The sequence below is a fragment of the Lacunimicrobium album genome, from assembly GCF_052161635.1.
Taxonomy (GTDB): domain Bacteria; phylum Planctomycetota; class Planctomycetia; order Planctomycetales; family Planctomycetaceae; genus SXPC01.
This window is the reverse complement of record NZ_CP197413.1, coordinates 512,705-536,836: the sequence shown is the minus strand read 5'-3', so window position 1 is coordinate 536,836 and position 24,132 is coordinate 512,705. Positions and strand designations below refer to the sequence as shown.

Annotated in this window: 18 protein-coding genes and 1 tRNA gene; 13 read left to right on the top strand and 6 right to left on the bottom strand. The window is 50.5% G+C overall.

All coding sequences use genetic code 11. The features are described 5' to 3' along the window. Positions 1-106: 106 nt before the first annotated feature. The 3 genes from SH248x_RS02135 to SH248x_RS02125 all read left to right on the top strand — a co-directional run bounded on the left by SH248x_RS02135 (position 107) and on the right by SH248x_RS02125 (position 1,976). Positions 107-1,159, top strand: a complete 1,053-nt coding sequence (locus SH248x_RS02135) for a PIN/TRAM domain-containing protein (RefSeq protein WP_459556866.1) — start codon at positions 107-109, stop codon at positions 1,157-1,159. A 248-nt stretch (positions 1,160-1,407) separates the two neighbouring features. Next, a complete protein-coding gene (locus SH248x_RS02130; RefSeq protein ID WP_459556865.1) occupies positions 1,408-1,647 on the top strand; it encodes a hypothetical protein in 240 nt (79 codons plus the stop codon). Next, positions 1,644-1,976 (top strand): type II toxin-antitoxin system RelE/ParE family toxin, encoded by a 333-nt coding sequence (locus SH248x_RS02125; RefSeq protein ID WP_459556864.1) that lies wholly within the window; start codon positions 1,644-1,646, stop codon positions 1,974-1,976. Before SH248x_RS02130 ends, SH248x_RS02125 begins: the two co-directional genes overlap by 4 nt. Positions 1,977-1,978: 2 nt before the next feature. Here SH248x_RS02125 and SH248x_RS02120 read toward each other — a convergent pair whose 3' ends face one another. Together SH248x_RS02120 and guaA are read right to left on the bottom strand one after the other, a co-directional pair. Next, positions 1,979-2,695, bottom strand: a complete 717-nt coding sequence (locus tag SH248x_RS02120) for a pyridoxine 5'-phosphate synthase (protein ID WP_459556863.1) — start codon at positions 2,693-2,695, stop codon at positions 1,979-1,981. 87 nt (positions 2,696-2,782) lie between these two features. After that, entirely contained in the window at positions 2,783-4,384 is a 1,602-nt protein-coding gene (guaA, locus tag SH248x_RS02115) for a glutamine-hydrolyzing GMP synthase (protein WP_459556862.1), read from the bottom strand. 304 nt (positions 4,385-4,688) lie between these two features. Here guaA and SH248x_RS02110 point away from each other — a divergent pair. The 3 genes from SH248x_RS02110 to SH248x_RS02100 all read left to right on the top strand — a co-directional run bounded on the left by SH248x_RS02110 (position 4,689) and on the right by SH248x_RS02100 (position 7,656). Then, positions 4,689-4,761 (top strand) — tRNA-Ala (locus SH248x_RS02110). 462 nt (positions 4,762-5,223) lie between these two features. Further along, the gene (locus tag SH248x_RS02105; protein ID WP_459556861.1) at positions 5,224-6,660 is read left to right on the top strand and encodes a hypothetical protein; all 1,437 of its coding nucleotides are present in this window, start codon (positions 5,224-5,226) and stop codon (positions 6,658-6,660) included. A gap of 186 nt (positions 6,661-6,846) precedes the next feature. Further along, positions 6,847-7,656 carry a DUF5131 family protein gene (locus tag SH248x_RS02100; RefSeq protein WP_459556860.1) on the top strand — a complete coding sequence of 270 codons (810 nt, stop codon included), beginning with the start codon at positions 6,847-6,849 and terminating at the stop codon, positions 7,654-7,656. 130 nt (positions 7,657-7,786) lie between these two features. Here SH248x_RS02100 and SH248x_RS02095 read toward each other — a convergent pair whose 3' ends face one another. The 3 genes from SH248x_RS02095 to SH248x_RS02085 all read right to left on the bottom strand — a co-directional run bounded on the left by SH248x_RS02095 (position 7,787) and on the right by SH248x_RS02085 (position 11,460). Beyond that, a complete protein-coding gene (locus tag SH248x_RS02095; RefSeq protein WP_459556859.1) occupies positions 7,787-8,335 on the bottom strand; it encodes a DUF1016 N-terminal domain-containing protein in 549 nt (182 codons plus the stop codon). A 357-nt stretch (positions 8,336-8,692) separates the two neighbouring features. After that, a complete protein-coding gene (locus SH248x_RS02090) occupies positions 8,693-9,790 on the bottom strand; it encodes a reverse transcriptase domain-containing protein (protein ID WP_459556858.1) in 1,098 nt (365 codons plus the stop codon). Between the two features lie 200 nt (positions 9,791-9,990). Further along, the gene (locus SH248x_RS02085; RefSeq protein ID WP_459556857.1) at positions 9,991-11,460 is read right to left on the bottom strand and encodes a hypothetical protein; all 1,470 of its coding nucleotides are present in this window, start codon (positions 11,458-11,460) and stop codon (positions 9,991-9,993) included. A gap of 596 nt (positions 11,461-12,056) precedes the next feature. Between SH248x_RS02085 and SH248x_RS02080 the strand changes: the two genes are divergently transcribed. The 7 genes from SH248x_RS02080 (at position 12,057) to SH248x_RS02050 (ending at position 21,708) form a co-directional block, all read left to right on the top strand. Next, positions 12,057-14,009 carry a KAP family P-loop NTPase fold protein gene (locus SH248x_RS02080; RefSeq protein WP_459556856.1) on the top strand — a complete coding sequence of 651 codons (1,953 nt, stop codon included), beginning with the start codon at positions 12,057-12,059 and terminating at the stop codon, positions 14,007-14,009. 3 nt (positions 14,010-14,012) lie between these two features. Next, a complete protein-coding gene (gene qatB / locus SH248x_RS02075; RefSeq protein ID WP_459556855.1) occupies positions 14,013-14,933 on the top strand; it encodes a Qat anti-phage system associated protein QatB in 921 nt (306 codons plus the stop codon). Further along, positions 14,930-16,258, top strand: coding sequence for a Qat anti-phage system QueC-like protein QatC (qatC, locus tag SH248x_RS02070; RefSeq protein WP_459556854.1), 1,329 nt, complete (start codon positions 14,930-14,932; stop codon positions 16,256-16,258). The genes qatB and qatC overlap by 4 nt, the downstream gene beginning before the upstream one ends. Further along, positions 16,255-17,022 carry a TatD family hydrolase gene (gene qatD, locus SH248x_RS02065; RefSeq protein ID WP_459556853.1) on the top strand — a complete coding sequence of 256 codons (768 nt, stop codon included), beginning with the start codon at positions 16,255-16,257 and terminating at the stop codon, positions 17,020-17,022. The genes qatC and qatD overlap by 4 nt, the downstream gene beginning before the upstream one ends. Before the next feature lie 92 nt (positions 17,023-17,114). After that, positions 17,115-17,282, top strand: a complete 168-nt coding sequence (locus SH248x_RS02060) for a hypothetical protein (protein WP_459556852.1) — start codon at positions 17,115-17,117, stop codon at positions 17,280-17,282. Positions 17,283-17,809: 527 nt separating this feature from the next. Beyond that, positions 17,810-19,735 carry an ATP-dependent nuclease gene (locus SH248x_RS02055; RefSeq protein ID WP_459556851.1) on the top strand — a complete coding sequence of 642 codons (1,926 nt, stop codon included), beginning with the start codon at positions 17,810-17,812 and terminating at the stop codon, positions 19,733-19,735. Positions 19,736-19,746: 11 nt separating this feature from the next. Continuing rightward, entirely contained in the window at positions 19,747-21,708 is a 1,962-nt protein-coding gene (locus SH248x_RS02050; RefSeq protein ID WP_459556850.1) for a P-loop NTPase family protein, read from the top strand. Positions 21,709-22,850: 1,142 nt separating this feature from the next. Here the strand turns inward: SH248x_RS02050 and SH248x_RS02045 are convergent. Continuing rightward, positions 22,851-24,122 (bottom strand): hypothetical protein, encoded by a 1,272-nt coding sequence (locus tag SH248x_RS02045; RefSeq protein ID WP_459556849.1) that lies wholly within the window; start codon positions 24,120-24,122, stop codon positions 22,851-22,853. Between the last annotated feature and the right edge of the window lie 10 nt (positions 24,123-24,132).

Below are 24,132 nucleotides of genomic sequence, written 5' to 3'. Positions count from 1 at the left end.
CGACCGGTGACAAAACACCGGAACACGCCCTTCGGCACAGATGCACGTTGAAACAGACTGTTCGCGTGGATATGCTGCTGAAACCATAGTCGATTTGAGGACCTCCATGATCATTCTCCTTGTGTTACGTCTGTTGCTCATTGTGGTAGCAGCGGGTGCGTTTGCGACCTTTATTAACCAGCATCAGGGCATGCCCGACAGCCTGGGGCAGAATTCGCTGCTGATTTTCATCCTGATGATGGGAGTTGTGCTGGGGGCGATCTTTGCCGACATGACCATCCGACGAAAACGGGTCGAAGATCTCTCCGCGCTTTATTTCGGACTGCTGATCGGATTCATGCTGAGTTACATGTTTCAGCTGGCGTTGGCTCCGGTGTTCGAGCAGGAGTTTTTTGCCGGTCATGGGGCTACTTATCAGAACATGGTCCGAATCCTGACATCACTGTTATTTCCTTACTGGTGTATTTCATTCCTGCTGCAAACCAAAGACGATTTCCGGTTCATCATTCCCTACGTCGAATTCTCGCGCGAACTCAAAGGGGGGCGTCCTCTGGTTCTTGATACGTCAGCCCTGATTGACGGACGCATCTATGATCTCGTCGAAACCAAACTCGTCGACGCGAGAATGATCATCCCGAGTTTTGTGATTCAGGAATTGCAGGAAATTGCAGAAACCAACGATAAGGTGCGTCGCGGACGAGGACGCCGTGGTCTGGATATCCTCAGCAAGCTTCAGCAAAGCGCAACGACCAACATCAAGATTCACAACACCCCGCCTCACGACGATAAGCTCACCACCACGCGCGATCAGAATCTGGTCGAAGTCGCCCGTCAGTTCAGCGGTCGCATCGTGACCAACGACATCAATCTGAATAAGGTGGCGTCCGTTCTGAATGTCGAAGTTGTGAATCTGAATGACGTCGCCAATTCCCTGAAGCCGAAGCACCTGCCGGGTGAACAACTGCGGATACGGATCATGAAAGAGGGCGAAGGAATGGGGCAGGGGGTTGGTTACCTGGATGACGGAACCATGGTTGTCTGCGAACACGGAGCGGCCCAAATCGGTCGTGAGATCGATGTTGAGGTAACAAGCGTGTTGCAGAACAGTGCAGGTCGCATGATCTTTGCACGGTATCCGGTGACAGCTGGGCATCGGTAGGACGTCTCGCAGTACTGCCAATGCACCGTGGTGCCGCCAAGAACTTCATCTGGCTGGCAAAGGCAAATCTTTTTCTGCAGTTGGATCCCCTGATGTTTAATTGCACGACTTGGAGCATCATCCACAATTAGAATCGCAACAAGCCTGGAAAGGCCAAGGTCAATGCGGCTCTGAATAAGCCGATGGCAGAGAAATATACGACTAAAGGTCCTTTTATTACTTTCAGTTTCCAATCGGAGGAAACGACTATGACTTTGAAAGAACAGTTAGACAGTTTCGTTGAGTATGCCCGAGAACACCAGGCAGATGAAAACGCTAGCATCGACTTACTTTATGAGTCGTGGCGTGTCGTCCACATTGATGACGCAGAGTACGAGCAGAATATTCAAGATGTACGCGAAGCACTCGACTTAATGGACTCGGGTGACGCAGGCATGACGATTGACGAATTCAAGGCGCAAGCAGATCGCGAATTTGGTCATCTTTGATTTATACCGTACGCCTCTCGCCAATGGCGTTCAAAGACTTTCGAAAGATTGTGAACTGGCTCATTCCGCGTTCCCAAGTCGGCAGAAAAAACTGGGAAACCGCGTTTTACGATCTTTTGTCTCGTCTTGCTCAGAACGCGGATACGAATTCGGAAGCTGAAGAAGAAGATCGAGTTCAACGCGGACTCAAGCAAGCGTTCTTTAAAACACGCCACGGAAAACCATATCGAGTGATCTACGTCATCCGACCAAATAACAATGTACTGATTCTTCGGCCGCATTCACCGGGCCAACGTATATTGCGGCGTCGGCGAGATCTTGGGTTGTAGGCTCATCCCACAATCAACTGCTTCATCTCCCGCACCGCCCGCTCCATCCCGACCATCACCGCGCGCGAAATAATGCTGTGGCCGATATTCAGTTCGCTGACCCCGTTGATCTCTGCGATCGGCACCACATTGCGGTATGTCAGTCCGTGTCCCATGTGTAAGAGCAGGCCATGGTCGAGGGCGACTTCCCCGGCGATCGCGATTGCGTTGAGCTCTTTGAGTTGTTCGTCAGGAGTCTTTGCATCTGCATAGCGGCCGGTATGCAATTCGACCGCATGGACCTGCAGCTTATCCGCGGCACGAATCTGTTTCTCGTCCGCGTCAATGAACAAGCTGACTTCAATGTTGGCATTCAACAACTGCTCGACACAGCGGGCGACGCGGTCATAGTTTTTGACGACATCCAGACCACCCTCGGTCGTGAGTTCTTCGCGTTTCTCTGGGACAAGAGTGACTTGCCCAGGAAGCACTTCCAGTGCGATCTTCGTCATCGCATCTTCCGCAGCCATTTCCAGATTCAATTTGACCTGCACCGTCTCTTTCATGATCCGCAGATCGCGGTCCTGAATGTGACGTCGGTCTTCTCGCAAGTGCAGCGTGATCCCATCCGCGCCGCCAAGTTCAGCCAGCGTCGCTGCCCACACCGGATCCGGCTCAATCGTCCGACGAGCCTGACGAATCGTAGCGACGTGATCAATGTTGACACCCAGCATCGGCATGGTAGGAGATCCTGACAAAATGATGGAGACAAGATGATGACAAGAGCGCCGACCAGGAGTTCGCGCGACGACTGCGCGTGGTCCCGTTTATTCCCACTCAATCGTCGCCGGTGGCTTGCTGCTGATGTCATAGACAACTCGATTGATTCCGCGAATCGAATTCGTAATACGGTTCGAAACTCGCTGCAGGAAGTCATGGCTCAACCGTGACCAGTCCGCGGTCATGAAGTTGTCTGTGTCGACCGCTCGCAACGCCAGGACATACTCGTAGGTCCGTCCATCTCCCATCACGCCGACCGTCTGAATCGGCAGCAAGACCGCAAACGCCTGCTGAATATCTCGGTAGATGCCAGCTTTGTTGAGTTCATCGATGAAGATCCAATCCGCTTCTCGAAGCAACGCGAGCTTTTCTTCAGTGATTTCGCCGAGGCACCGAACGGCCAGCCCTGGTCCCGGGAATGGGTGACGCCAGATCCATTTCTCCGGCAGACCGAGTTCTTGCCCCATGAGGCGAACTTCGTCCTTGAAGAGGTCACGCAGCGGTTCAACCAGCTCAAACCCCAACTGTTCCGGCAGTCCGCCGACATTGTGGTGATACTTAATGGTCGCTGACGGGCCATCGGGGTGTCCGCCCGATTCAATGACGTCTGGATACAATGTTCCCTGCGCGAGGAAGTGAGCGTCTTCAATTCCCTCGGCTTCCTTCTTGAAACAATCGATAAACAGCTTGCCGATGATCTTACGTTTCTTCTGTGGGTCAGTGACCCCTTTCAGGTTCTCCAGAAACAGCTGACGAGCATCGACAACGTGCAGGTCGACCTTAAAGTGTTCGGTGAACTGCTCCTTGACCTGATCGGCTTCCCCTTTTCGCAGGAGGCCGTTATCAACGAAAATGCACGACAGCTGAGACCCAATCGCCTTGAACAGCAATGCCGCGACAACCGATGAATCGACCCCGCCAGACAGTCCGCAGATCACGCGTGAATTCCCCACGCGTGACCGGACGTCCTGAATCGACTGATCAATCAGCGACTGCATTTTCCAATCGCCATGACAGCCGCAAATTTTCTTGACGAAGTTGCCAATGATCTGCGTCCCGAACTGGGTATGCGTCACTTCCGGGTGAAACTGCATCGCATAAATCGGCTTGACGTTGTGCTTGACTGCTGCAACTGGGCAAGAATGCGTTTCCGCCAGAGACGAAAAATCCCCAGCGATATTCTGAACCAGATCGCCGTGGCTCATAAAGACATTGATTTCCGCTGGAAGCCCAGCGAACAGCTTGTCGTGATCACCAATTTTGACAGCCGTATTGCCAAATTCTCGCGTCGTTCCTGCGGTCACTTGCCCGCCCTGGTGATGGCAGATCAACTGCATGCCGTAGCAGATTCCGAGCACTGGAATACCGAGTTCGAAGATCGCAGGATCTGCTTTGGGAGCACCTGTTTCATACACACTCGATGGTCCGCCGGAGAGAATAATCCCCTTAGGTGCGATTTCCTTGATCCGCTCAGCGGAAAGGTCATGACGAACCAGCTGGCAGAAGACGTTGTTTTCTCGCACACGCCTGGCGATCAACTGGGCTGTCTGCGACCCAAAGTCCAGCACCAGGATTTTTTCCTGGGCGACAGCAAGAGATGACTCAGGTTGTGGCGAATTGGCGGGAGAGTCTGCGGACACGCTCTTCATGTCGCTCAATGATCCTCAAAAAACAAAGTCAACAGGCCCTGCTTTCAGGCTGTCGACAAGAATCAATTCCGTCCCGCCAGCATTCGAGCCAACCAGCAGGGGAATCGCGTATCATAGCCGATTTTGCTCCCGAGAGAACCGAACCACACTCTGTTTTGCCGTGTCTGATTCAGTAATCACTGTCTGCAGTCCAGTCGGGTTTGGCAACTTTTTCCTGACTGGCGACCACTTCAGATTTTTCGACCGCCGACATTTGCACCTCTCGGAGTTCCTGCTATAGTCTGGCTGTCCGATAAAAACTCCCGGGGACGTAGCTCAACTGGGAGAGCACTGGCTTTGCAAGCCAGGGGTTGAGGGTTCGATCCCCTTCGTCTCCACTGAAAAAGGCCACTTACGCTCGTCGTAAGTGGCCTTTTTTCTTGCACTTACGGCCATTTCGATGATTTTCCAAAACACCCGAGAAGGGGCTGTTTTGGGAGATAGTCCGATAAATAGTCCGATTTTTAGTCCGATAAGCCCCTTGTCTTAGTCCGATTCCAAGCACAATGAGGCTGGTCGGACGCCTCTGTTCGGCCCGTTTTTTCTCTCAGGAAAGGACACCGATGACTGCTCGATCTGGTCGACTCGCTAAGCCCGATCCACAAGGCCACTACGTCCGTCAACTGGGCTGGAAGTTGAACGAAAAAAGAGAGCGCGTCCAACACAAATTTCGTCTCGGACGTGACCTACAAGAAGCTGAACTTCGTGAAATCAAACTCCGAAAGATCTGGGACACCATCTGCAAAGTTCCCTATGGCCAACACCTCTGGGACGCGACCACACTAGAAATTGCTTCTCAAGTGGCTCGCGGCGCGATGACAGTCAAATTGGGACCGATCGAGGTTGAGGAGCCTGCTGGTCGTTACGCGGAACGTTTGCAATCGATTCAGAATCGGTTCCCGTTTCTGCAGTTCGAAGCTGCGGACATGGAACGCTACACGAAAGGCATTGGCGATCGTGCATGCGACATCCGGACCATGGTGCTGATCGATAATCCGTATGAACGATACTGGTCCAAATATACAGAAGCAGAACTTCGAGATGCCCCTCGGATGAGGCCAGAAGGCGCAGACGGGGTGACCGTTTTGTCAGGATGGAACGACTCACGACCATGGTCAAAATATATCCTCGAAACTGGGAACATGGCGAAAAGCGTGACTCTCCACCAAGCGTTTGACACCTACCGCGCTTGGATTCGAGAAGAATACTTCGATGCAGCGAAAGAGGATCTGACGGACTATGGTTTCACGAAACTGGGCCAAGTCGACACGCTACAATCACGGCATGCCGATATGCCGTTGTCTCAACTCAATAGTGACGCCATCGAGTCCATGTTCCGATACTGGCGGCAGAATCCGACTCGCAAAAAGAAATCAGGAGCAGCAGTTAGAATCAGTCGGGCCTCCATTCGAAACTATGTGGCAGAACTGAAACGCTTTTTTAACTGGTTGGACCGTCGTAAAGATTTTGATTGGAGCAAGCCCAAAGACTTTGACCATCTGGATCGATTCGTCAAGACAGTAGAAATTGCTGAAATCAAACAGCGCATCCGCCAAGTCGAGACGTTTCAGCTTGAGGAGCTTTGTCTGCTCAATCGTTATGCGACTCCCATCGAGCGTCTCTATTTGATGCTAGGACTCAACTGTGGGTTCGGCGCGAAAGAGATCGCGACGCTGACTATCGGCGAGATATCGCTCTTCCAGGCATTGCCGCTCGATGAGCAGGAGATCTTTGCCTTCCCTTCCAATGACACCGATTCCTTTCTCTCGTTGGTTAGGAATAAGACAGCTATCGCGGGTAAATTCTTGTTGTTCGAGCAGACCGTTCAGTTGCTGAAGCAGTCTCTTGTTCGCCGACGAAAGCAACCTGACCCTTCGGATGATGCTCCCGCGATTTTGAACTCCAACGGAAAGCGGCTCGATGCACGAACTGAAGGCGGAAATCCATCAAGGCAGATTCCCAACTCATTCGACAGACTGCTCAAACGAATTCGTGACAATGGTCACCAGATCTCTCCACTGTCGTTTAAGCATCTGAGGAAAACGGCCGGTGATCTCATTCGTAGATTCTCCGATGGGGAGATTTCTGGCGTGTTCTTGTTGCATGGTAGTCCTGTCGAAACAGACAAGCTTTCTGACGTCTACACAAATCGTCCTTTTGGTAAAGTCTTTCGGGCCATTCAGCAGGTCGAAGTCCACCTCAAGCCTATGTTCGATGCGGGTAAGATTGCAAAGTGACTTCCGCGATTTGCTTCAACGCATCATGGCACTGAGTTCTTGCCAGCAATGACAAGTCATCCATTATCGGGAAATTGTTCTAGTAATACCCCACAAAAGCGAAGGATAGCAAAGGTTAGCTTCGATTTTTGTGCGTAGTCTTTGTTGATGTGTGATCACTTCCTATTCAACTTTAAGGACAAAGCAATGAGCGCAAATTCAAAAATCGAGTGGACTGATGGAACGTGGAATCCCGTGCGAGGCTGCACGAAGATCAGTCCAGGTTGCAAGTTTTGTTACGCGGAAACCTTCGCCCACCGCTTTGAAGGTGTCCTTGGGCATGCCTACGAGCAAGGATTCAAGCTGCGGCTTGTTCCCGAAAAGTTGATGGAACCGCTGCGCTGGTCAAAGCCCAAGACTGTGTTCGTAAACTCCATGAGCGATTTGTTTCATGAACGAGTTCCTGACTGGTACATCGAACGCGTTGTAAGAGTCATGGTGACCGCCCAATGGCACACCTATCAAGTTCTAACAAAGCGGGCAGACCGAATGGCTGAGTTGCTGCGAGGTCGACTAGGCTTTTCCGCACAGTACGCTCACATTTGGTGGGGTGTGAGTGTCGAAAATCAGAAGCACGGCTTGCCTCGAATCGCGGCGATATCCTCAACTCCGATTGCGAGGCGGTTCTTATCTATCGAACCTCTGTTGGAAAATCTTGGCCAGATTGAACTGGATGGTATCGATTGGGTGATCGTTGGTGGCGAAAGTGGCGCAGGCGCGAGGCCGATGCAGAAGGAATGGGTGCTAAGCATCAAGGAGCAATGCGATCGGATGAGAATACCATTCTTCTTTAAGCAGTGGGGCGGGATTCGCAAATCACAAACGGGCAGAGTGCTCAATGGTCAAACTTATGACGCCATGCCCGAGAGAAGCTGCGTCGAAAACCCCTCTCGGAATGAACGATTGAAATTGATTGAAGACTTTGCCTCAGTTTTTTCGGAAGGCAATAACCAATGAATTAGCGGGTCAAGAAGCTGCGGAAGCATCGGGTTGATGAAGTGGATTAGAAGGGTTGAGATGAATGGTAGGTCATCTCGCTCGGGTAAGGTCATCGTTGAACGACGACCGCAGGAGCAGTTCTAACTACTCATCGTGCTGAATCAAATTGAATCCCTGCGTTTTCAGCATTAGTAATCAGAGCAAGTATAGCCGAACGAAGTTCGTCGGCTAAGGAGCCATCTAAACTACTGGAAGCCTGTAAATGGCTGAAGTAATTTTTGATGGCACGGGTAAGGGTGCTCTTCAAGGTTTTACCTTTTGAGTCCGTATGGGCACAGTTCCTTGGAGCACTCAGGAGAGTTCTCACCTTCGTCCAAGAAATGGCTTCTGGGTGTTCTCTTCGAAATGCTTCGAGGTTTTTGAACTGCTGAGCAAACCGACGCATACGGCAAATGTCGGACTTGTCGATTTGAAGCTCAGTAGAGACTCGCAGGATGATCTTTGCACCATGCGTTTGCCGCTTGGTTGGAGATCCCAGCAAGCCATTCAGGTGCATCCCCATTTCATGTCTGACATCTGTGTCCTTTCTGCAATAAGGTTCCCAAATCCCACGAAGGGTTTTGAGCAATTCATCCCCATTGTTCGAATGATTTTCAAGACTGGTTTCAGATTCGATTTTCATACTCACTTGGGACATTTAAGTTCCTAATGAGATGCTTCCGCAGCTTCGTCAGTATGCGACAGGTTTACAGGTCGGTCAAAGGAAATCTCTTGTTGAATTGTTGACGACCGTCAACAATTCAGATCTACACTGTCCCGTAGCGATTACCACATTTGGTTGGTAGCTTTAATTTTTCTGCCAGGGTTTCGAGTGTTTCTTGTCAGAATGTTAGTCTGTTCGTTGCCGCGGTCCCAAAAGAAACGGCATTCGTGTTGTTTAGTCACGAATGCCGTCATTTTATGGGAAAACAGTGCGTTTTCCAAAAGTGCTGCGTGCGGCAGCCGCAGGGCTCGGCATAGTAAGAGAAGCAGAAGAGAAAGCTGTTTCCCTCCACTACCCCATCGTACTACACAGGGTTTGCCATTTACGGTACGCCGTAGTGGCTTTCCTACGAAGATCACTGGGTTGTAGCTCGTTAAAGCCACAGTCCCCAGCAATAGACACCACCCGATTGATAGTGTCATTCCTGCGCTCCGGAGAGAGAGACGGCCCCGCTGCAGTGATCCATCCTTTTGCCACACTCAGTGCATTTAGCCATGGCATTGGTTTCAGGACAGATTTGATGAATCCGGATTTCAGTTTCTCGAAGGCTGATTCTGGGATGCTCAGAGATAATTGTTCATCTCTCCATCCCACGTTGAAGCCTAAGAGTTCTACCGATTGCTGCGCCAGGAGGTTTATCGGATGCCCCGAATGCAGCTCCATATTCATTTCTGTCAGCAGTGCACCGTACTCTCGTACGGCTTCTCGTCCATCTCTAACCGTCTCACTCAGAAAGCTTAAATTGTCTGCATATCTGAGCAAGGTACGGCAACGTCGATTGCGGTGTCCAAACCGCGCATCGACGTGACCCAACAGTACCTGCGCTGCAGCGGGCGAGTAAGCAGATCCCTGCCCCATCCCGCTACGTTCACAACGGCCTTCATGGCCGCGGATCACCGTTTCGATCAACCAAAGAAGATCGGGTTGAGCGATGTGCTGTCGAGTTGCTCTCATAATATCATCAAATGGCATCGAAGGAAAACAATTTGTCACGTCAGCAAGCGTTAGGACGTAGCAGTTTGAGCCTCGAATTTCTGCCTGGAGTCGCGAAAGTATCCAGTGCACACCTTTTCCATAGAAAGTCAGCCTTGCCTTCCAGAAATCACGCAGAGCTATCTGGAGTGCTTTAGCGACGAGACGATCACCAATCACGGGTAAGTTGAGAACTCGATCACTTTTGCCGGGTCTCGCAATTCTTACTTCGCGGGTCGGTTGCGGTGCATAGTACGGTGGACGAGTAAAAGAGGCTCGGATGGATCGAATCAACGCCATTTTGCTTGAGCGCCCGTAGTCATGGTAGCTAAGACGATTTTCGCCTGACGCTAGGCCTTTCGTTTTACAGCACTTCCAAACTGCGAGTAGATTTTGCTCGCTAACAAGTTGATCCAAGGCGAATCGTTCTGGGTTATCACATCGATACGGTTCACGTCGTCGAATGCGAGGAGCTATCAACTCTCCCACAGGCTCGCTCCAAGGTAGGTCCAGAGTGGTATTTGGTTCGAATGGACATGAAACCACACTCGAACTCATCCTGGGCAGAACTGGTCGGTGCAAACTCCGATTAATCGCATTTGTAAAAATGTTCCCGCTCATCGAACTTCCCACCCTTCTTGCGCCTTGATGAAGTTTTCCAGTCGCTGTTCACTCTCACTCCGATTTGGTGCGTGAAAGTGCTTTGCGCGGTAGGATCGCCGTCGAATTCGACTCCAACGCTTTGCATACTGGTTATGATTGTCCGTGAAATCGATCACGAGTAAGGGACGATTCGGTGAACGCGGGCTGTAGAGCCAAGAATCTGGAATCACTACAGTTGATCTGCCGCAGGCGTTTATGAGAATATCAACGTGTGCTGCCGAAACCGACTCCGCACATTGAGCCAAAACAATACCGTGATCGCCGAGCCCAAACGCAGATCTCATCCGAGCAACACGTTGTTGAAATGGGCGGTTAAGGCGGTGGATCGCCTGATCGGTTGCAACAATCGGCCAATCGGGAAGCAGTTCGGAGAGCTGTTGCGCATGAAGTGGACGCTCCACAAGAATTGCAACGCTCGGTTGGACAATGGAATGTTGCTGCAACCACCTCTCGACTGATTGTGGTAACTGACGACTTTGATCTGCCGTTCGGAGGGATGTGGCGAGTCTTCGTATCCTGTGATTTCGTTCGTCATGCCTCCAATAGACCTGAAATGCAAATGACCGTTCCGTTGGGGCAACGTTATTGGGACAAGCTGAGAAAGGCAGGAAAATGCAACATGTATCACGCCCAATCGAACCGTTGCGACCAACACGTATGGCTTCTGTGCCAAACAACGCGGTGACAAAGTCAGCGTCTCTCGGTGCCACGTTAAAAGCCTGGTTCACAAGGCCAAATAAACGAAAGCGACAGTCGATATTTCGCAGACGGTCCTGAAAGTGGCTGAGCACGCAGTCGTACGCATTGAGCAGGATAACTAGATCACAAGTCTCAAAATCCGCGTTTTCACAGGCGCCGCCTGGTGTTGCGCAAAGAATCGCTGGAGGATGGTAGTTTTCCTCCGCTCCATCAAGAACTCGAAGGGGCTGTCTCGCAGTCGCATACCGAGCATTAATACCTTCGTGCGAGAGAAACGTAGCGAGTTCGCGTGCATCTTTGTCGTTGCGAATGAGAATGATGATACGGGCGGAGGGGTACATTTTTGCGATGCCCCAAATCACCCACTTTTGAAGTTCTGGTGAGGAAATTAAAATCTGTCCGCGAGAGTTGGACCGGAGTAATTGGTCCATTGATGCGTAAAATGGATGGTCACCAAAAACAGCTTCGGGTAGCGGCGCGACGCTAGGCCACTCAACAATATTTGCCTGCCCACCCTGTGAATCCACGAGGGCGGCAAAGCACTGTAAAAGGCCAGCGGACAGTGGAGCGAATTCGTTCGTCTGCCGCAGCAGAGGGATGCGTCGGCGAGAACAGTTTGTGCCATGCGTGCTTTGGATACATCGCGCTGACAAGTCACCGTAGCGCAGCACCGCCTCGGGCGGAATGTCAAGATTATTTCCTTGCCTTCGAATGGTGACTAGCATGGTTGCAATGTCCTTTGTTTCTATTTACCCAACAGGTTTTTAATACACGGCATGGGCGACATCCAGAATAGAAATCCATCCTGATCGCATTGGGACAACGATCTATTCATCCCGACGCAGGATTTGGACTCAAAACGCAAAATCTGAGTTTGACGGGTAGGTCGTGAACTAATTCCGAATCGAGAGTTCATGTCCGAAACAAAAAGCTCTCAGGAGGACCGCTCCTTTGCCAAAGAGGAAAACCTGATTCGCGACTTCCGGCGACTGTTACGCACCAATTAAACACCAGTCGCTGCGATTACACCGCAACATCAATTGTGCCAGAACGTCGGTAGCCAAATCGCCACTGCTATTGGAGACATTTTGCTTCAGAAGGCGAGTCGTCACTCCGTTCGAACACAAGACCATCCAAAGGCGATATTGTCATCGAAGCAGATCCATGGAAAGTAACAGTACCATCTTGTACACTGTAAACTCTAGCACTTCATTTTTATATCTAATGTACTGGTCGGCTTTCCTTCTGAAGCCAGCTTCACCGCCGAAGTTGGGGGAGAGTTCGTCTGTTCGATCAAGACAGCTCCTCTGGAGGACGACACGTGTGGTCCGATCACGAAACTGATTTCGATTTCTTAGGCTTTTCGCACCTTTCGCTCGCGGTCGAGACCGTGATTGCACGGCCTGATCTCCTCCCAGCGACTATTGGAATTTACGGAGACTGGGGAAGCGGGAAGTCGAGTCTTCTAAAGATGGTTTCCTCATCGCTTTCGCAGCGTGAGGGCGTCGTCGTCGTGCCGCTCAATGGATGGTTGTTTGAGGGATATGACGACGCGCGTGCAGCGATGATGGAAACCATTCTGGAAGCCGTCGCTGCGAATAGGACGATTACCGCCAAGGGGCTTGGAATCGCGAAGAGTCTTATCCAACGAATTGATTGGCTGAGAGCTTTCGGTAAGGCAGCAAAATACGGAGTCGGAGCTCTCACTGGCGGACCACTTGGCGTCGCGATTGCTGCCAGTACAGATGTTGCTGATTTGGCAAAAAAGGTCATTGCTGATGTTAAAGAGGTAACGCATGACGAGTGGGAACAGTTCCTAAAAGATGAGCCACAGCATGCCGCAAGACAAACCATCAGGAAGTTCAGGGACGACTTCACACTGCTTATACAGCAAACAAAAATTACAACTCTTCTCGTAACTATTGATGATCTCGATCGGTGCCTGCCAGACACCATTATTGAGACGCTCGAAGCAATTAAACTGTTTCTTTTCGTTCCTAAAACCGCATTCTTGATTGGTGCTGATGAGCGACTCGTCCAATACGCAGTCCGCCGCAGGTTTCCCGAATTTCCCGGCGAGCGCGCCGAAGTGGGCCGCGACTATCTGGAGAAGCTAATCCAGTTCGCAATTAGAGTTCCGGCTCTGTCTCGAAACGAAATGACCACCTACCTCGGGTTGCTTTTCTCGCAGAATGCCAAGGTCCCAGAAGCGCAGCTCAAGGAATTGGCTACCTGGGCACTCAGCCCTGAAAGCATCAGTGAAGGCCGTGCCCTAGATTTTTCCGCAGTCAAAGCGAAGATCTCAACGCCGTCCGCAGATCTTCAAGAAAATCTTGAATTGGCCAGTCGCTTGGCTCCCGTGCTTTTTGTTGGTCTCAACGGGAATCCGCGCCAATGTAAACGGTTCTTGAACACTCTGCTCATGCGCATAGGAATGGCGAAAGCGAGGACCGTAGAACTGAAACAGCCGGTGCTAGCGAAGTTGATGCTGCTTGAATACTTCCGACCGGAATCGTTCAAAAAGCTAGCCAAAGCTCAATCGGAACAAGAAGGTAAATGCCGTGAGTTACGTGATGCAGAGAGCCTTGTGTCGCCAGATATTCGTGGAAAAGCAGCATCTTCGAATGGAAAATCCTATGGCAAGCAACGCGGAAGTACATCGGGGGCACAAAAGGCGGCGGTGACGTCGAAGGAAGAAGACCAGCTAGAATTAGTGAGCTGGCTCAACGATGAGTGGCTCAAAGACTGGTTGGGCATCGAACCGTCGCTGAGCGTGATAGATATGCGACCCTACTTCTATTTCGCTCGCGACGTTTTAGGGCCGATGACGGGAGCAGTTCAGCGCTTAAGCCCTCGCGCCCAAGATGTATTGCGGCGCTTCCTCAATGATGGTGACGCGGTGAGAACTATGGCCATGAAAGAGGCAGTGGCAATCGATGCTGCGGACGCTGCAGCAATTCTGGAGGAATTGGCGAATCGGGTTCGGCGTTCCGATGAACTATCCGGTGACAATTCTATTCTCCGGCGATTGTTCGACTGGGGTCGGTGTCGAAACGAACTTGTAGGTCAGATTCTCTTGATCGTTCAATCACTCCCGGATCTCAACCTACCGGTTTGGACGATTACTCAGTTGGAAGACATTACGAAGGATACAGCGAGCGTAGAGGATGCGCGTAAGCTGATACAGAAATGGTCAACTACCTCGACAAACACAAGCTTAAAACGGGCGGCAGTCGCGCGATTGCAGAGTGGAAACACTAAAGGAACTAGGTAGCCGATGGGTACTTCTCAATCGTATGGCGGACCAGGAGATCGGCAACGGTTGCTACCTTCGTGGGCACTTCCGCCCGGGCAGTTACCAAATGTACCCACGCCAATTCCACCATCAGCAGATCCGACGGCAGTATTGCCGTCTACTGCGCCACAAGTTCCATTACCGGCGAATCCGCAGCCTCAAGCGCCGGCAACTCCTCAACCCCCAATTCAGACGCCAACTGTCTCGCCTCAGAAGACTCCGCGACCCTGGCAAGCTGCGAAATCATCGCTGACCCGCTATTCAACTGGAGGCGGAGGAAGGTCAGGTTTCGCAAAAGCTTCGCGAACTTATGTCGCGGCCAAAGGTGGCGCGCGAGCGGCTTCTCGGTCGGCGACTTCCGCGCGTCGAACGCTTAGCAGCGCCGGAAATTTTCTATCCGCTGTCGCGAGGTCTGGATGGGATCAAGCACTTGAATCAATCGGCTTGCGCTCTGTTATCGGTCGAAACGCAAACGAAATGTTCACGGCAATAGTCAATTCCGTGGCCCCCGCAGGCTCCAATCTTGATGATGCAATATCCCGTAGAGCGGTATGTGATGTTTTCGAGCATCTCTTCGAACAAAAAGTCGCCATTGAAGATGGTGCTGAGAAAATTAACACTATGACAGCGGATGACGTCCGCAACGCGACCGAAGAATTCGTTTGTTTGTACGTTTACTACCGCTGGATCGAAGAACTCGGAAAAAGTATTGAGCGCGGAAGTGTTAGTCCACAAGATGCAACGAAGCTTGAGCGGGAAGTTAAGCAGTTTGTCCGCGATGTCGTGCATCTCAAAAGTGGCGACGTCGACCTGCTCAGCTTGAAATGGCAAGAGTTCTCGGGGCGTCGCTTCGTTGACGACGTATTTAACCAGGCGTACTCCCTGCTGGAGGATGTTGAATGAAATGGCACGTGGTGATTCGTGTAGGTGAAAGTGATGACTTTCTACCAGACATCCCGGAGGGTGATGCGTTTATCGCGTTTCATTTTGAATATCCAGGGAATGCTCGCTCTCTTCGGACAAACATTCTCGATCAGTTCGAGACTCTATTTGAAACGCCTCCGACTGGAATCGTTCTCGACCTGCTACAACTTGCATCATGCGTGTTCTGCACGGATTTGTCCGTGCCGCGTGTTCACTCGGATGATGGCTGGTCGCGGGAGCTTCACATCTATTTTCCGACTTCCTATCGAAAGCAATGGAAGAAAGCGGAACCCGTGTTTCGTGATGCAATGAACTTTCTGAGTGGGGATGCTTGGCATCTTCACCTACGCGAACGGCCGAAACCTGCCAAGGCAGTCCGGATTGAGCACAAGCTCGAACATGATACGGTTTGCCTCTTTTCCGGAGGACTGGATTCGTTGGTTGGCATGTTAGATTTGATAGGAGCAAAAAAAAGACCACTGTTGATCGGCCATTACGGGGCCGGAATGACAAACACGTTCCAAGATAGGCTCCTGACAATTCTGGAAGAGTCGTTTCCGGAGCAGTTCCAGTCTGCGCTTTGCTACCTACAGCCACCTCGATCCGCTGGTGCATCTCAACATGAACCGACGATGCGTTCGCGCTCTTTTCTGTTCTTGTCTCTTGGATTGGCGGCGGCGAACATCCTTGGCGACGAAGTTCCACTGCACGTTCCCGAAAACGCATTGATTTCGTTGAATGTGCCATTCACGTTTTCGCGAACAGGCAGTCTGAGTACCCGCACCACACATCCATACTTCATCGCGCTTTTTCGAAAATTCGCGTCTCAACTCGGCATCCACAACGAAGTGGTTCTTCCGTATCGATTTTTGACAAAAGGCGAAATGTTAGCGAACTGTCTTGAACCACAGGTGCTTAAGAAATGTGTTCGGAAGTCAATGTCTTGTGCTCACTCGGAGACCGCTCGCTGGCAAGGCATGAAACCAGGAACACATTGTGGGTATTGCGTCCCTTGCTTAATTCGACGTGCATCGACGAAGGCCGCAAAAGTTCAGGATGCGACGTATGCGATAGACGTCGTAAAAAATCCACCGCCATATCGGCAGAAAAAGGGCAGCGATTTACGAGCTGTCCTTATTGCTCTCGATCGATATGATTCGCGGACGCGTCGGCAGCGAATGTTTGACGTGCTGTCGGCTGGCGAGTTGCCTTCAGATGAGATCGGCGAATACGCGGACGCATACTCTCGTGGTATGGACGAGCTATCGCGACTGTTGCGTCCCCGAAAGAAGCTAACGAAATGAACAGCAGCATCACCGAATTTGTCGATGCCCACTGCCATATTGATCTGCTACCCGATCCGCAAAAAGCTGTTAACGAAGCCGCCGAGCAACGAATTCATGTGATTGCGGTCACAAACGCTCCGTCGGTTTTCTTTTACACGCATGCGCTGGCAAAGGACAGCGAATACGTTCACGCAGCGATTGGCCTTCATCCTGAGTTAGTCAAAACCCACTCCAATGAACTAGAATCACTTTGGCAACAGCTCGCCCTTACTCGGTTCGTCGGCGAAATCGGACTTGATTTCGTAACGACGAACTCCGAGGAGAGAAAACTGCAAATCCAAGTGTTCAATGAGATTCTGAAAAGGTCGGCAGACAGCAAAGACAAAATACTTACAATCCACTCTCGGCGGGCCGCGAAAGACGTCATTCAAATGATTGGGCCAAACTTTCCGGGCTCGATCATTTTGCATTGGTATAGTGGATCAAAGCGAGATTTGGAAAAGGCGATTCAGAACGGATACTACTTCTCCGTGAATACCTCAATGATCTCATCCAAATCTGGATGCGAAGCGATCAGTCTTATTCCGCACGACCGGCTTTTGACAGAAACTGATGCTCCGTTTGTTCGCTGGAAAGGTGCTCAGACGAGTCCGAGCAGTGTCCGAGGAGCTGCCAAAGGTGTTGCTGAAATCTGGAAGGTTGACGTCGCAATTGCAGCACACCAGATCTCGAATAACTTCGATGAGTGTATCGCCAGTCGCGTCAGCGACTCGGCCAAATAGTGATCTGTTCTGGACAGGTGAGTGGAAACCTAGTGTCAAGTACGAGGATCGCGAATATCTAAGCTTTCCGTCGGGCGCGATAAGGAGTAAGTATGTATTCTCAGATCCAGAGCTTTGCATCGTCAGGACGAATCGCACAGTTGCAAGTAGATTTCGCGGACGCTGAGATCGTGAATCTTCGTTTCAATGAGAAGATCGATGCAGCTCCGTTTGCGAAGAAGCAAGCGGAGCTACTCGACCGTGAAGCACAGTTTAGTTAAACGTGAAAGAGCTCAACTGCTCAAATCATGAAGTTTCAGATCTCCCAGTAGAGTCGTTTAAACTTTCACAAACGATTCGAGAGCAATGACTTAATCCATATCATGCACCCAAGCAGCGCATGATCGAAGTCGTTTGTTTGACCTGCAAGCTTGTGGATGCAGTTTTCGTCTGCCAAATGAGAAAGCCCTTCGAGCTTCTCGCCTAAGTGCTTCCTTCAAAATAGTCGGGGTGACAAGACGCCAATTGAACTTTTTTGTCACAATGTTCATGAAATGCAAACGCAAGAAGTATCGCTGTGGCAATGGATTAAGTCGCTGATGGGCTAAATTGTTTGCAGCGGCAGTCGTTGGTCGATCTGACCGACGCATTATGTCACAGTTTAGTTTCTGTACCAACAAAACTGCCGACTAATTCGCCTAAGCACTCTCTGCATAAATGAACCAGCTACTTTGAATTGCAAGTATTTTTTGATCACCTTATCATCGCTTCATATCAAATAATAACCAGTCTCATCCCGGTGGACTTAATGTATCTTGCGCAACTGGAAATCGAGAACTTTCGGCTATTCGGAACTCGCGATAGCGTGAAGCATTGTTCACTCGCGCTCAATCCAGGAATCAACCTGCTTGTCGGCGAAAACGACTCTGGAAAAACGTGCATCATCGATGCGATTCGACTCCTGGTTGGTACAGCTACGGCAGACTACTTCGCAATCTCCGACGATGACTTCCACATCGCGAATGGCGAGCGAGCGCAGTCCCTTACGATAACTGGCACCTTTCGTGGCTTATCGACCGAGGAGGCTGGAGCCCTGTTGGAGTGGCTATCTGTCGAAGGCACCGGAGAAGCCACGACTCATTTCTTGAAATTAAGGCTAAACGCAACACGTCTCGCCCCTTCCGATCATTCTCCACGCAGACGACGAGTGCAGGTTGATTTTCGAGCTGGAACTGACGAGCAAGGCACTCGGTTTGACTCTCACGCGAGAGAACTTCTTCAAGCTACATATTTGAAGCCACTTCGGGATGCCATCAACGAACTAGCTTCGAAGAGAGGCTCTCGTTTGTCGCAAGTGCTGCGAGCTTTCCGCGATATCGCTGAACACGATCGATGCGACTGGGACCCAGCGGTTCCCACCGCTGCCCCCCAAACATTGGTCGGTATTTCACGAAAGGCAGACCACGATATTCGGCAGACGGCCGTTATCCAAAATGCCGAACAACATTTGAATGACCATTACCTGTCAAAATTCAGCATCGGTGATTCTCCACTTAAGGGGCAAATCAGCGTAAGTGGCCAAGACCTGAGGCAGGTGCTCGAACGGTTAGAACTATCGCTGTCTGACGCTACCCCTGGCACCACACGCGGCCTTGGCATTTACAACTTACTATTCATCGCTGCGGAACTCCTTGCCTTGACCCCTGGAACAGACCCAGAGTTGCCGTTGCTTCTGATTGAGGAGCCCGAAGCCCACTTACATCCTCAGTTTCAGTATCGGCTCGTTGATTTCCTTTGTGCGCGTGCAAAGAAGTCGCCTGACGATGCCGCGACAAATATCCAGTTCGTCGTGACCTCACATAGCCCCAATCTGGCCTCGAAGATTGGCCTTCGTTACGTGACGATACTTCACAAAGGCAAGCCATACTCACTTCACCCCAATGCAACAAAACTCGCCAATTCTGATTACGAGTTTTTAGAGCGATTTCTAGATGTGACTAAAGCCAGTCTCTTTTTCGCAAGAGGCATCTTAATGGTTGAGGGAGATGCCGAAGCTCTGCTCTTGCCTGCTATCGCCGAGCGAATTGGTTGTTCGCTAACTCAGGCTGGTGTCTCGATTGTTAACGTTGGGCACGTTGGACTGTTCAGATATTCCCGCATCTTTCAACGAAAAGACGGAATAGTCATGCCTGTTAGAGTGGCTTGCCTGGCCGACCGAGATATACCGCCGGCAGAAGCAAAATCGTATCTAGCGAATGAACGAAAGGCAGAGAACGAGTACCTGGCTGAAGAAATCGAGGCGAGTCGAGCGACAAAGGTAAAGAATGATGGTGGCGCTGTCCAAACTTTTGTCTCTGAAGTCTGGACTCTTGAATACGACCTCGCTTTTAATGGCCTCGCGAAGGAGATGCATGTTGCCGTGTCCCTTGCGCGAAAGTCGAAGAAAAGTGGAACGTTTCCATCCGAGGAAGCCCGCTTCGCTTGCATTCGCAATGCAATCAAAGAATTCAACAAATGGAAATCGGACAACTTGACACCTGCTCAGATAGCCTCTGCGGTGTTCGAGCCTCTCTACAAAAAGCAGGCATCCAAGGCGGAGACTGCTCAGGCACTTGCCTCCTTACTCAGTCAAAAGAAAACCGACTTACGCGATCGCCTTCCACCGTATCTAGTCAGTGCAATTGACTATGCCACAGGCAAACAACCAGCGAACGGCACGAGTTCACCGACTTGAGGACATAGCCTATGCCATTGATTAACATAAGTGACGCTGACATTGACGACGTAGCTGACAAGCTAGGTTGCGTTTTCGATTCGGAACGCCGAACTATTCTGAAGTGCCTGGAGTCGAAAGATTGCCGTGCGTGTCCAGGTAGCGGTAAGACAACGATTCTAATTGCCAAACTGGCAATTCTGATGCGCCGATGGCCGTGGCGTCACAGAGGCGTGTGCGTAGTTTCGCACACCAATGTCGCAAAACGCGAGGTGCAAAAAGGTTTCTCGACTCTCCCCGAACTCAACGCCCTCAATCAGTACCCACATTTCGTTGGGACGCTTCAAGCGTTTATTGACCAGTTTCTGGGAGTTCCAGCTGCTATCGAGCACTTTGGTGTCCGTCCCATCGTCATTGACAATGACCGCTATGCGGCTGAGGCCCAGCGAGAATTGCTCCAAACGGCCCAGCAGTCTGGTGGATATCAGAATGCACTGGCTGCTCTGAGAAGAGTCGCTGAGCAAACAGGGCAGGATGTCGTCTCATATATTGCGAACATCGAATACCAAAACGCCGATCTCGACTTGCCCACAATAGGCCCAGTTAACCGACCGTTTGGCCAGCAGACAAATACTGTTCAGGAAATACAGCGATTCAAGCGAGTCATGTCTGAACGTGGATTCTTTCGATACGGTGATATGAATGCACTTGCCCTTCGGCACCTGGAGCAACACCCAACACCTAGCGTCAAGTTCTCGCAACGGTTTCCATTCGTGTTCATTGATGAGATGCAGGACACGATCGCGGTGCAGGATAGAATCCTAGACATTCTCTTTAGTGAGCATTCAGTCGTTCAGCGCATTGGAGATGATCGCCAAGCGATTTATCGCTCGGAAGACAGTGATGGCCAAACCAATGGTTTTCCAAAAGAAGGCTTTCTATCAATGAAGCAGTCCTTTCGCGTAAGTCCATCAATCGCCAAGCTATCCGAGAACGTTTGCGTCGGTGAACTGGAGGCCATGATCGGCAATCCAAACCGCAAAGACTGCTCACACACCATTTTCTTATTCTCCAAGCAGTCGATCGCTGGCGTGTTGCCGGCTTTCGCCGAACTCGTGTCAAATGAGGTGGGAATTGGGATTCCGCGAGAGATGGTGAAGGCCATCGGTGCGACAACAAAGTCTCGCGAAGATGAGCATAAGTTTCCAAGTTGTGTTGGTGATTACCTAGCCGGGTTTAGTGCTCCCGAGCAAACTCGTCGAAGGCGTTTTCACACGCTGGCGGGGTATATCGTATGCGCCCGTCAGCAAATGCTTGCAGCCGAGCCGCCATTCAATGCCGTACAGTTTCTTCTCGAAGGACTCTCTCGTGCGTTTCGTCTTCAACAGGCGAAGTTGGAAGGGGAATTAGTCACACCATCACGGCTAATGTCTTCGCTTCGACAGAAAGACCGCAAAGCATACTTTCGCCTCAAGACTCAACTGATGGAGCATTGTCTGAAGATGGCTTCAAGCGATGGTTTACTCACTGATGAGTTACTTCAAGGGCTGTTGACTCACCTGTCTCCACTAAATATCGTCCCATCACATTGGAATCCACGTGCTAAGGCCTTTTTGTCAGACTCAGCTGACGAAACAACGCCTGTAAAGATCGGCAAATCGTCGGAGAGTGTGTACACTCATAAAACGACTGCTGGTGCAGTTGAAATTGAACTGGGCACTATTCATTCCGTCAAAGGCGAAACGCTTCGAGCGGTACTCGTTCTGGATACCTTCATCAATGCTCATCATTTGAAAGCGATGCTCTTAAAGGGCCTTTTGCTCGGACAACGCCCGAAAAACCCAGGCAAGCAGCTTCAAAACCAAATCAAACGCATCTTTGTCGCAATGACTCGACCGACGGATCTGCTATGTCTGGCGTTACATACAGATCACGTCAATCTCGGCCATCGCGCTGAACTGGAAGCATTTGGCTGGAAAGTTGTGTTGGTTTAGCTCGACAGCCCGCCCAGGTTTTAATTGTTCCAGTCATAAACGAAATGGAAGATCAAGGACGTCTTGGGTCACTAGCTGGCATAGACGAAGTGAGACCAGCTGACAGATTTACGAAGCGACGGTAGCGATCGCCCTATCGCTGTCTGTAAGACGGCAACCAAACGGTTTGTTAGTTCATCACGGCAAACATCAGAAATCGAAACACACGTGATCCCTATCGCAGAACCATCATCGAACGGAAAATCTGCATCGACCGTAGAGGTTACGTTATCCAGTTGGCGAAAAATCTTGCCGGTGACCGCGGCAGCCGGGCAAAATGTAGCATCGCCAGACAAGGTCGGCACGTTGGCAGAAATACCAACTTCGGAGATCTGCTTCGGTCTGACACACCGATGCGGAAGATATTGCTAAACACAAAGGCATAAGTTGTTGGTTTCCTGAGTGAAACTGGCGACGGGATTTGAACTCGACAACTTACGATCGAACAACAGGTTACGACAGATGGGCCTTCTCGCATGCCCGGTATTCTCCGCAACTTGAACCTGACGGACAACTATCAAACTTATCCGTAAGTCGTTGCAGCAAAACAAAAAACGCCTCGTTGCGAAAATACGCGGCGAGCCGTGCTAAATCGAAGTCAGGCTAGCAGGATTTGAACCTACGGTCTCAGTCAAACCATTGAGACGAGAAAGACAACGTCAAGATTGCGGGCAGTCAGTTTTGAATAAAGCTTCACTCGGCGTACTGGCTGACACTGACATGCCGAGTTCCAATTCTCAAAAAACTATTAACCGCATTTTGCAAGTGTTTTGAAGATTGGAGTTTGCATGCATAGGAGGTTGTCAGTCGTGTTTAGCACGCCGATCAGCACATAGCTCATCAGCTAAATCCAGGCCAAAAATGTGGCATATAAGGTGTGAGATGGCTTAACCATCGGCCTCATAATCTGAAGCGATTAAACAATCGCTTTTTTATGAGGACCACCAAAAACTCCACAGAAAGGCCTGGAATCAGATGAGTAATCAACAGACACGTGTCACGGAATCTACCACACACCAGTTAACACCAGCCGCTCGGCAATTCGCAACAGATCTATCGAAGTTCTTCTGGGAACGCTGGAAATCTCAACAATCTAACCAGAATCAATCCTCAGTTTTAATTCCGCCCTTGCGACGCCCAGTCGGAACTCCCGGAGAATGAATGTTGGGATCAAACTTCGTGAAATGCGGGCCTCGTTTACGTCTTTTTGATAACCTGTCGGCTTCTCGCCGACGGTTGGCCATCGTCGAATATAAAGAGAGCAGTTTGTAGATTACTCCAATATAGTCATTCGGTTTGTTTCCGTAGAGTGCGATTTTACCAAGATCTTTTGCATCAATGCAGTAGAGTCCCATCAGGATGGGAATTCGCTCATGCAATAGTGCCAACGGTAAACCTCCCAGATAGCTCTGAGGAAGGTACATCTTTTCAAACAGTTGCATTTCTGACTTCGATAGTGGTTCAGGGAGGCAACGCAAGAATTCTCGCATTTGTGCTTCAATACACTTCGTCACAGAAAAGTAGGTTTCCCAACCAAGGTCTAAAAACTCACATCTCACGATTTCTCGGCTGAGCTTCCCGTGAGGACATTTTCGCTGGGCGATTCGTCCAATGAGTTCGTTGTCAGGGTCGAAAAAGAGCCGATTAAACTCCGACTGACTACGATCACATTTTTCCCAAAAATCGAACTCAATCTCTTCTCGCACCCAATCCCGGACTTGTGGAGTAGCACGTGGTTTCGGAGCCTCCGCAAACAATGAGGAGCGAACGAGCTTCTCAACTTTCTTGCCAGCCAGTCGCTGAGGATTCTGAAGAGCGTATGCCAGCAGTCCCCATTGAATGACGCTTTGCTGGCCACGCGGCTTGGCGTTAAATCTGTGGGCGAGCATAGTGCTTTCAGAAATCCACTGCTGGATCGTCCAACCCAGCGACAGGCTTAAATCAAGATCATCGCCAGCAACTATCAGATCTTTGAATATTTTAAATTCTCTATCCAAATGCTCTTGGGTATTCGCGACTCGCTGAAAAATCAGATGGTGAAGTCGAAGCTTGTTGAGTTCAGCAGCATCAAGACCTTCACCAAATTCAAGCAGCGCTAATCCTCCCATGAATCCCATCATCGTCAGATCGCAGTATCCATTGGGGACTTGAAAATGACGTTCTGAGGTGTCCGCATCGACACCGCAAATCATTGGGAAGCAAAAGTCCTGCGGAAGTGACGATGTGAGGCGCGAATCTGGTTTCCAGGTGTAAGAGCTCACTTCGCAACTTGTTTGTAAGAGCTTACTGATGCCTTTGGACTCTTTTTCCGCTGCGGATAGTGGTTCGATAGTTAATGAGCCAAGTCGATTATTTTGCAAAATTGTAGTCGTCATGAGATTTCTC

What these genes read in the sequence shown, in the direction of transcription:
- SH248x_RS02135 (WP_459556866.1), top strand. Translation starts at nt 107, where the DNA reads ATGATCATTCTCCTTGTGTTACGTCTGTTGCTCATTGTGGTAGCAGCG.
- SH248x_RS02055 (WP_459556851.1), top strand. Translation starts at nt 17,810, where the DNA reads ATGTATCTTGCGCAACTGGAAATCGAGAACTTTCGGCTATTCGGAACT.
- SH248x_RS02050 (WP_459556850.1), top strand. Translation starts at nt 19,747, where the DNA reads ATGCCATTGATTAACATAAGTGACGCTGACATTGACGACGTAGCTGAC.
- SH248x_RS02095 (WP_459556859.1), bottom strand. Translation starts at nt 8,335, where the DNA reads ATGTCCCAAGTGAGTATGAAAATCGAATCTGAAACCAGTCTTGAAAAT.
- SH248x_RS02085 (WP_459556857.1), bottom strand. Translation starts at nt 11,460, where the DNA reads ATGCTAGTCACCATTCGAAGGCAAGGAAATAATCTTGACATTCCGCCC.
- qatC (WP_459556854.1), top strand. Translation starts at nt 14,930, where the DNA reads ATGAAATGGCACGTGGTGATTCGTGTAGGTGAAAGTGATGACTTTCTA.
- guaA (WP_459556862.1), bottom strand. Translation starts at nt 4,384, where the DNA reads ATGAAGAGCGTGTCCGCAGACTCTCCCGCCAATTCGCCACAACCTGAG.
- SH248x_RS02045 (WP_459556849.1), bottom strand. Translation starts at nt 24,122, where the DNA reads ATGACGACTACAATTTTGCAAAATAATCGACTTGGCTCATTAACTATC.
- qatB (WP_459556855.1), top strand. Translation starts at nt 14,013, where the DNA reads ATGGGTACTTCTCAATCGTATGGCGGACCAGGAGATCGGCAACGGTTG.
- SH248x_RS02060 (WP_459556852.1), top strand. Translation starts at nt 17,115, where the DNA reads ATGTATTCTCAGATCCAGAGCTTTGCATCGTCAGGACGAATCGCACAG.
- SH248x_RS02130 (WP_459556865.1), top strand. Translation starts at nt 1,408, where the DNA reads ATGACTTTGAAAGAACAGTTAGACAGTTTCGTTGAGTATGCCCGAGAA.
- SH248x_RS02100 (WP_459556860.1), top strand. Translation starts at nt 6,847, where the DNA reads ATGAGCGCAAATTCAAAAATCGAGTGGACTGATGGAACGTGGAATCCC.
- qatD (WP_459556853.1), top strand. Translation starts at nt 16,255, where the DNA reads ATGAACAGCAGCATCACCGAATTTGTCGATGCCCACTGCCATATTGAT.
- SH248x_RS02120 (WP_459556863.1), bottom strand. Translation starts at nt 2,695, where the DNA reads ATGCCGATGCTGGGTGTCAACATTGATCACGTCGCTACGATTCGTCAG.